This window comes from Methanomassiliicoccales archaeon (assembly GCA_029907465.1).
Taxonomy (GTDB): domain Archaea; phylum Thermoplasmatota; class Thermoplasmata; order Methanomassiliicoccales; family JACIVX01; genus JACIVX01.
On sequence record JARYLV010000035.1, the window covers coordinates 1 to 6,451 of the forward strand.

At 50.4% G+C, this 6,451-nt stretch carries 6 protein-coding genes; all 6 read left to right on the forward strand.

Annotated features, from left to right (window positions below; genetic code table 11):
- Window positions 1-686, forward strand: a 686-nt coding sequence (locus QHH00_08375) for a TCP-1/cpn60 chaperonin family protein (protein ID MDH7509385.1), incomplete at its 5' end; no start/stop codon positions are given.
- Between the two features lie 88 nt (window positions 687-774).
- Entirely contained in the window at window positions 775-1,368 is a 594-nt protein-coding gene (locus tag QHH00_08380; protein MDH7509386.1) for a nucleotide exchange factor GrpE, read from the forward strand.
- Window positions 1,346-3,211, forward strand: a complete 1,866-nt coding sequence (gene dnaK, locus QHH00_08385; protein MDH7509387.1) for a molecular chaperone DnaK — start codon at window positions 1,346-1,348, stop codon at window positions 3,209-3,211. Before QHH00_08380 ends, dnaK begins: the two co-directional genes overlap by 23 nt.
- Before the next feature lie 25 nt (window positions 3,212-3,236).
- Window positions 3,237-4,418: a molecular chaperone DnaJ gene (gene dnaJ / locus QHH00_08390; GenBank protein ID MDH7509388.1), complete on the forward strand. Its 1,182-nt coding sequence runs from the start codon at window positions 3,237-3,239 to the stop codon at window positions 4,416-4,418.
- A gap of 103 nt (window positions 4,419-4,521) precedes the next feature.
- Window positions 4,522-5,751, forward strand: a complete 1,230-nt coding sequence (locus tag QHH00_08395) for an MFS transporter (protein MDH7509389.1) — start codon at window positions 4,522-4,524, stop codon at window positions 5,749-5,751.
- A gap of 28 nt (window positions 5,752-5,779) precedes the next feature.
- Window positions 5,780-6,451: hypothetical protein (locus QHH00_08400; GenBank protein MDH7509390.1), on the forward strand; the 672-nt coding region annotated here is incomplete at its 3' end.

The following is a 6,451-nucleotide window of genomic DNA, read 5'->3' on the forward strand; positions in this document are numbered from 1 at the left end:
TGGAGAAATTGGCAAAGGCGACTGGTGCGACAATCGTCAGCAAGCTCAGTGAACTCAGCAGCAAGGACCTCGGTCATGCCGACCTCGTTGAAATGAGGAAATACCAGGAGGACGAGATGACCTTCGTCACAGGCTGCAAGAATCCAAAGTCTGTGTCAATCTTGATCCGTGGCGGTACAGAACATGTCGTAGATGAAATCGAACGCTCGCTTGAAGACGCGATGAGCGTTGTCGCAGTTGCGATTGAAGACGGCAAGATGATCACTGGCGGTGGGTCTACAGCCGTCGAGCTTGCGATGAGGCTGAGGGAATACGCCGCATCAGTCGGTGGAAGAGAACAGATCGCGATCGACGCCTTTGCGAGCGCCCTTGAGGTTGTACCGACAGCACTCGCTGAGAATGCTGGTCTTGATCCCATCGATGTGTTGATCGACCTCAGGAAGGCCCACAAGTCTGGTGAGAAGACAGCGGGGATCAATGTCTTCACGGGCAAAGTCGCCGATATGCTAAAGGAAAATGTCTTAGAGCCGATCCGCGTCGGCAGACAGGCGATCAACTCTGCGACCGATGCCGCGGTCATGATCCTGAGGATCGATGACGTCATCGCCGCAAAGGGTGGGACCAAGCCTGGACCGGGACAGCCGGGTGGGCCCACCGAGGCTAGTCTAAAACCTGAAGAAGACTGATCAGATTTGGGGAGCACATCACTTCCTGCGCTCCCTCCTCAAACATTTTTTTCACATTTTTTGATTGATATTGGTGTGGGGTGCTGCCATGATGGAAGAAAAGGGGACGAATGCCAACACGACGGAGGTAACTGAGGAAACGAAAGACCATGGGGAAGTGCAGCGCCTTCTTTCTGAAAATGAGAGCCTTCGCAAGCAGATAGAAGAATTGAAAAAAGAACTGGACAAACAAACGAATTTGGCTAAGGAATATTTGGACCTGGCAAAGCGTATCCAGGCCGATTTCGATAACCATAAGAAGCGTGTTGTGAAAGAGAAAGAAGAGATTATACGGTGCGCCAATGAGAATCTCATCTGCGATCTCCTGCCCACAATAGATGACCTTGAAAGGGCTCTGAGTGCGAATTGCCAGCCCGAGGAACTCAGAGTCGGTTTGAATCACATTTACAATAACTTAATGTCATTGCTTCATAGCTATGGTCTGAAGGAGATACCTTCAGACGGCAAATTCGATCCAGAATATCATGAGGCAATTGCAATTGAAGATGGAGAGGATGGAAAGATCCTTGGGGTGTACCAAAAGGGGTATCTCCTTGGATCGAGGGTTATCAGACATTCAAAAGTGAAAGTGGCAAAAGAGAAATCGGGAGGTGATGATAATGCCAAAGATCATCGGAATTGATCTCGGAACGAGTAACTCGGCGGCAGCTGTGATGGAGGGTGGAAGACCAACGATTATTCCGAGCGCCGAAGGAACAAGCCTCGGAGGGAAAGCTTTCCCCTCATATGTTGCCTTTACAAAGGATGGTCAGTTGCTGGTAGGAGAACCGGCTAGACGACAAGCGATTACGAATCCTGAGGGCACGATTACGGCGATCAAAAGGAAAATGGGGACGGATTATAAGGTTAGAGTTTTTGGGAAGGAGTACACGCCTCAGCAGATATCGGCGTTTATTCTTCAAAAGATCAAACGGGATGCGGAGGCATATCTTGGAGAAGAGGTAAAGAAAGCGGTCATTACGGTTCCTGCGTATTTCAACGATAATCAGAGGCAAGCGACCAAGGACGCTGGTGAGATCGCGGGACTTGAGGTCGTGAGGATTATCAACGAGCCGACAGCAGCCGCGCTCGCATACGGCATTGACAAGGCAGGAAAATCTCAAAAGATCATGGTCTTCGATCTTGGTGGCGGTACACTTGATGTGACGATCATGGAGTTCAGCGAGGGCGTTTTCGAAGTTCTTTCGACGAGTGGAGATACTCAGCTCGGTGGAACCGATATGGATGAAGCACTTATCAGGTACGTCGTGGAGAATTTCAAGAAAGACACAGGCATCGATCTGACGCAGGACAAAATGGCGATGTGGAGGGTAAGGGAGGCCTGCGAAAAAGCCAAAATTGAGCTTTCGACGACGATGTCAACATACATCAACCTCCCATTCATCACAGCGGACGCATCCGGTCCAAAGCACCTAGCGATGACGATCACGAGGGCAAAACTCGAGGAACTAGTCACGCCGATTGTTGAGAGATGCAAGGGCCCAATGATCACAGCGATGGACGATGCTAATCTGAAACCAGATGACATCGATTCGGTCATCCTTGTAGGTGGTCCGACGCGGATGCCGATCGTTCAGAGGCTCGTTGAAAGGGTCGTAGGCAAAAAGATCCAGAGGGGAATTGATCCAATGGAATGCGTTGCCATGGGAGCAGCGATTCAGGGAGCCGTCCTAGCGGGAGAGATCAAGGACGTCCTGCTCCTCGACGTGACGCCACTCTCCCTTGGCATCGAAACGCTTGGTGGGATCACCACCAAGTTGATCGAACGAAACACGACGATCCCGACGAGGAAGAGCCAGATATTTACAACAGCCGCCGATAACCAGACGAGTGTGGAGATCCATGTCGTGCAAGGCGAGAGGGAAATGGCAAAGGACAACACCTCCCTGGGAAGGTTCCACCTCACCGGCATTCCACCTGCTCCTAGGGGGGTTCCGCAGATCGAGGTCACATTTGATATCGACGCCAACGGAATATTACATGTTTCCGCGAAAGATCTCGGAACTGGCAAACAACAGAGCATCACGATCACGGCGAGTACAAAGCTTTCAAAGGAAGAGATCGAGAGAATGATCGCTGAAGCTCAGAAGTTCGCTGAGCAGGATAAGAAGCAGAGAGAGAAAGTTGAAGCGATCAACCAGGCTGACGCGATGATTTACAATGCGAACAAGACATTGCAGGAACTCGGGGAGAAGGTGACTAAGGAAGAAAAAGAGAGGATTGAAAAGGCGATCGAGGAATTGAAAGCAGCGATGTCTGGTGGCGAGACGGCGACGATCAAAGCAAAGACGGACGTACTCATGAAGGAAGTCTTCCAGATGTCTTCCCGGATCTACCAGACCGCCTCCCACCAGAAAGAGGAGGGAAGCCAGAAAAAAGGCAGCGGAGCGGGCGGAAAGGGCGACGATAAAGGCGATGGTGAAGGATTTGTCGACGCTGACTACAAGATCGTCGATGATAAATGATCGTTGAATCTCGGAATTCCAGGTTATGACAAAACGCGATTACTACGAGATACTGGGCGTTAGCAGGGACGCCACAGTCGACGAGATCAAGAAGGCTTACCGAAGGTTAGCGCGACAGTATCATCCAGATGTGTCACAACTGGATAGGAAGACGGCAGAGGAGAAATTCAAGGAGATTTCGGAAGCATATGAGGTTCTCGTCGACGAGGAAAAGAGAAAGCTCTATGACATGTACGGGCACGCAGGTGTGACTGGGCAGTTCAGAGACGGCCAGTTTACCTGGAGGGATTTCAGTCACATGTCCGATCTGCGTGATATATTCTCAGATCTAGGCAATTTCGGATTTGGCGACTTCGCATTCGGCGACCTTGGATTTGGCGATAGTATCTTTGATATTCTTTTTGGCCGCAGGGACGGGTATCGTAGGGCGAGAGAGGGACCGCGAAGGGGACAGTCCCTGCGCTATGACATCGAAATCACGCTACAGGAAGCTGCGAACGGGGTAACAAAGGAGATTGCAATCCCTCATTCGGTGAAATGCGAAGATTGCGGTGGCACAGGCGCGAAGGATGGTAAGATCTCCACCTGCCCAGCCTGTGATGGGAAGGGGCAGAAGAGCACAGTCGAGCGCAGAGGTTACAGCCAGTTCATTTCAATTACCACTTGTCCGAGATGCAGGGGAACCGGGAGGATCGTCGTCGAGCCATGCCCGAGATGTCATGGCGAGGGCGTTACTTACAAGACTTCAAGGATCAGTATCACAATTCCAAAAGGCGTTGAAGACGGCACGCGTCTTCGCATACCAGGCGCTGGGGAAGCCGATGCGGAGGGGGGACCGCCAGGCGACTTATTCGTCGTAGTGCACGTAAAGGAAGACGAGCTCTTCAAACGTAATGGCGCGGATATTTGGATTGAATGGCCGATCTCGTTCCCTCAGGCAGCACTCGGTGCTGAGATCGAAGTCCCGACTCTTTGGGGCAAAGCGAAGTTAAAGATACCCCCGGGTACGCAGGGCGGCACGGTATTCAGGTTGAAGGGAAGTGGGATCGAGAAATTTGACGGCTCTGGCAGAGGGGATCAGTTCGTGCGGGTTAAAATTGAGGTGCCCCAGAAGCTGACCGAAGAGCAAAAGAATCTGTTAAAAAAGTTTGCAGAATTGGAGAACGAGCCGAAGGGAAGGTTTAGCAGGTTTAGGAAAGGCTCCTGATATGGTTCCCGACTCAGATACATAAATTCTTCTCGAAAATTCTTAACTAGCAAATTGCGTTTCATCTCTAAGTTCACTCTTACAACAGTCGAAGGCATCCATTATGGCGAATTTTAGAGGTTATGACGAACGGGTGTGGATCCTTTTCATCGGGCGTACAATCGCTGCCGCTGGGTTCTCAATCGTCATGCCATTCCTTGCGATCTACCTTCACGAAAAACTCGGTGTGCCGATGTCGATTGTCGGCTTGATCTTTCTCATTTCCTCGGCTATCGGAGCTATTGGACAGCTGGTAGGAGGTGAGGTTGCCGATAAACTAGGCCGAAAGAGTGTAATGGACTTATCCATCGGCGCAAGGGCTGCAATCTTCGTCATGATCAGTTTCGCCGTTGCGACAGAAGCCAGTTTCCTGCTGATCGGTGCTTTTGTCGTCGTTAGCAATTTCCTTGGATCATTGTTCGAACCTGCCTCAAACGCAATGGTCGCAGACATCGTTGAACCTGCGAAGCGGTTGGAAGCCTATGGATTGCTGAGGATTGGAGTCAACATCGGGTGGGCTCTTGGACCCCTGATCGGCGGTTTCCTTGCTGCGCTCTCGTACTCATCGCTCTTCCTTTTGACAGCTGCGACGAGCGCTACAGTCGCACTCCTCATTTATTTCAAGGTCGAGGAATCCATGAAACCAAGCGGCTCCAGTGAGCGTTTTAGTTTTAAGGACTTGCTGAGATTGAGGAATGACCGTCGCTTCTTTGTGTTTTGTATTTTTTCGCTCATCCTCTGGATCGTCGTCGCACAAATGTCCTCGACTTTTTCTGTTTTTTCCACATCTGAAGTCAGAGTTTCTGTCATTGAAATTGGTTATCTCTATGCGATCAACGGTCTCATAGTCGTTTTTGCTCAACTTCCCATTGCGAGGTACATTTCACGATTCAACATGTCGACGGTAATCGCCGCTGGTGCGGTAATCTATTCGATTGGATATTTCCTTGTCGGATTTGCGCTCGGATTTCTCTTTCTCGCATTCTGTATGGTGATTATTACTCTAGGGGAAATCATCACTTCGCCATCGTCTATGAATCTCGTTGCTAACATGTCGCCAGAGAACGAAAGAGGTCTCTATATGGGATTCTTCGGACTCTTCACGTCTTTCGGATGGTCACTTGGTCCTTTTATCGGAGGCGTATCAATAGATTTGCTCTCGAAATCACCAGTCCTCATGTGGGGATTTATTTCATCTTTTGGGCTGATCAGCGCGATTGGATACGTACTCTTGGGCAGAAAGCTTCCATCTCGATTGAATAGAGTCATAGACGGCAGAAAGGGCAAGAATTAAGTTCAACGTCGCCCTCTGATAAAACAGGATGAAGATCATCGGAATAATGACTGAGGACTTCAAATTCTTTCATCAGCTAGTTTTGCAGTTGAAAGAGCGCGGAGAACCCTTTGTATCACTCGGCTTCACTGATGTGATCCCTTCTGCCGTTGGTGTGATCATTACGACCGAGGCGGAAAGCAGCAAGATCTCATTCCCCCTCGTTGTTGCAAACGATGACCCAGCCGTTGCGATTGACATCGCCCTAGGAAAACTCAAGGGTGGCGAAGACTTCGAAACATTGACCATAGGGATTGACCCTGGGAGTCGCCCGGGCATTGCAGTATTGGGTGATCGCAAGTTAATCTTTGCTGGAACTGTGCAATACCCCGAACAGGTCGCGGAAATTCTCGATCATGTGATGGTGTGTTATCCTCATTCCCGCTCCCTTGTTAGGATCGGACACGGTGACAGGACAAACCGCAACCGCGTCATCCGCGCAATATGGCAAAAAGTCGACGAAATTCAGGTCGTCGATGAGAGCAACACGACGAAAAGGACAGAATCGCCGGATGTCGATGCAGCGGTGACTATCGCCCTTTCATCTGGGAAAACCCTGTTCGAGATGCCTGAAGTGTCTCCGACAACTGGTGAAATCAGGGACATTCAGAGGCTTTCCCGCATCCACAGCCAGGGTCGGGTGACGATCTCCGCGGATCTC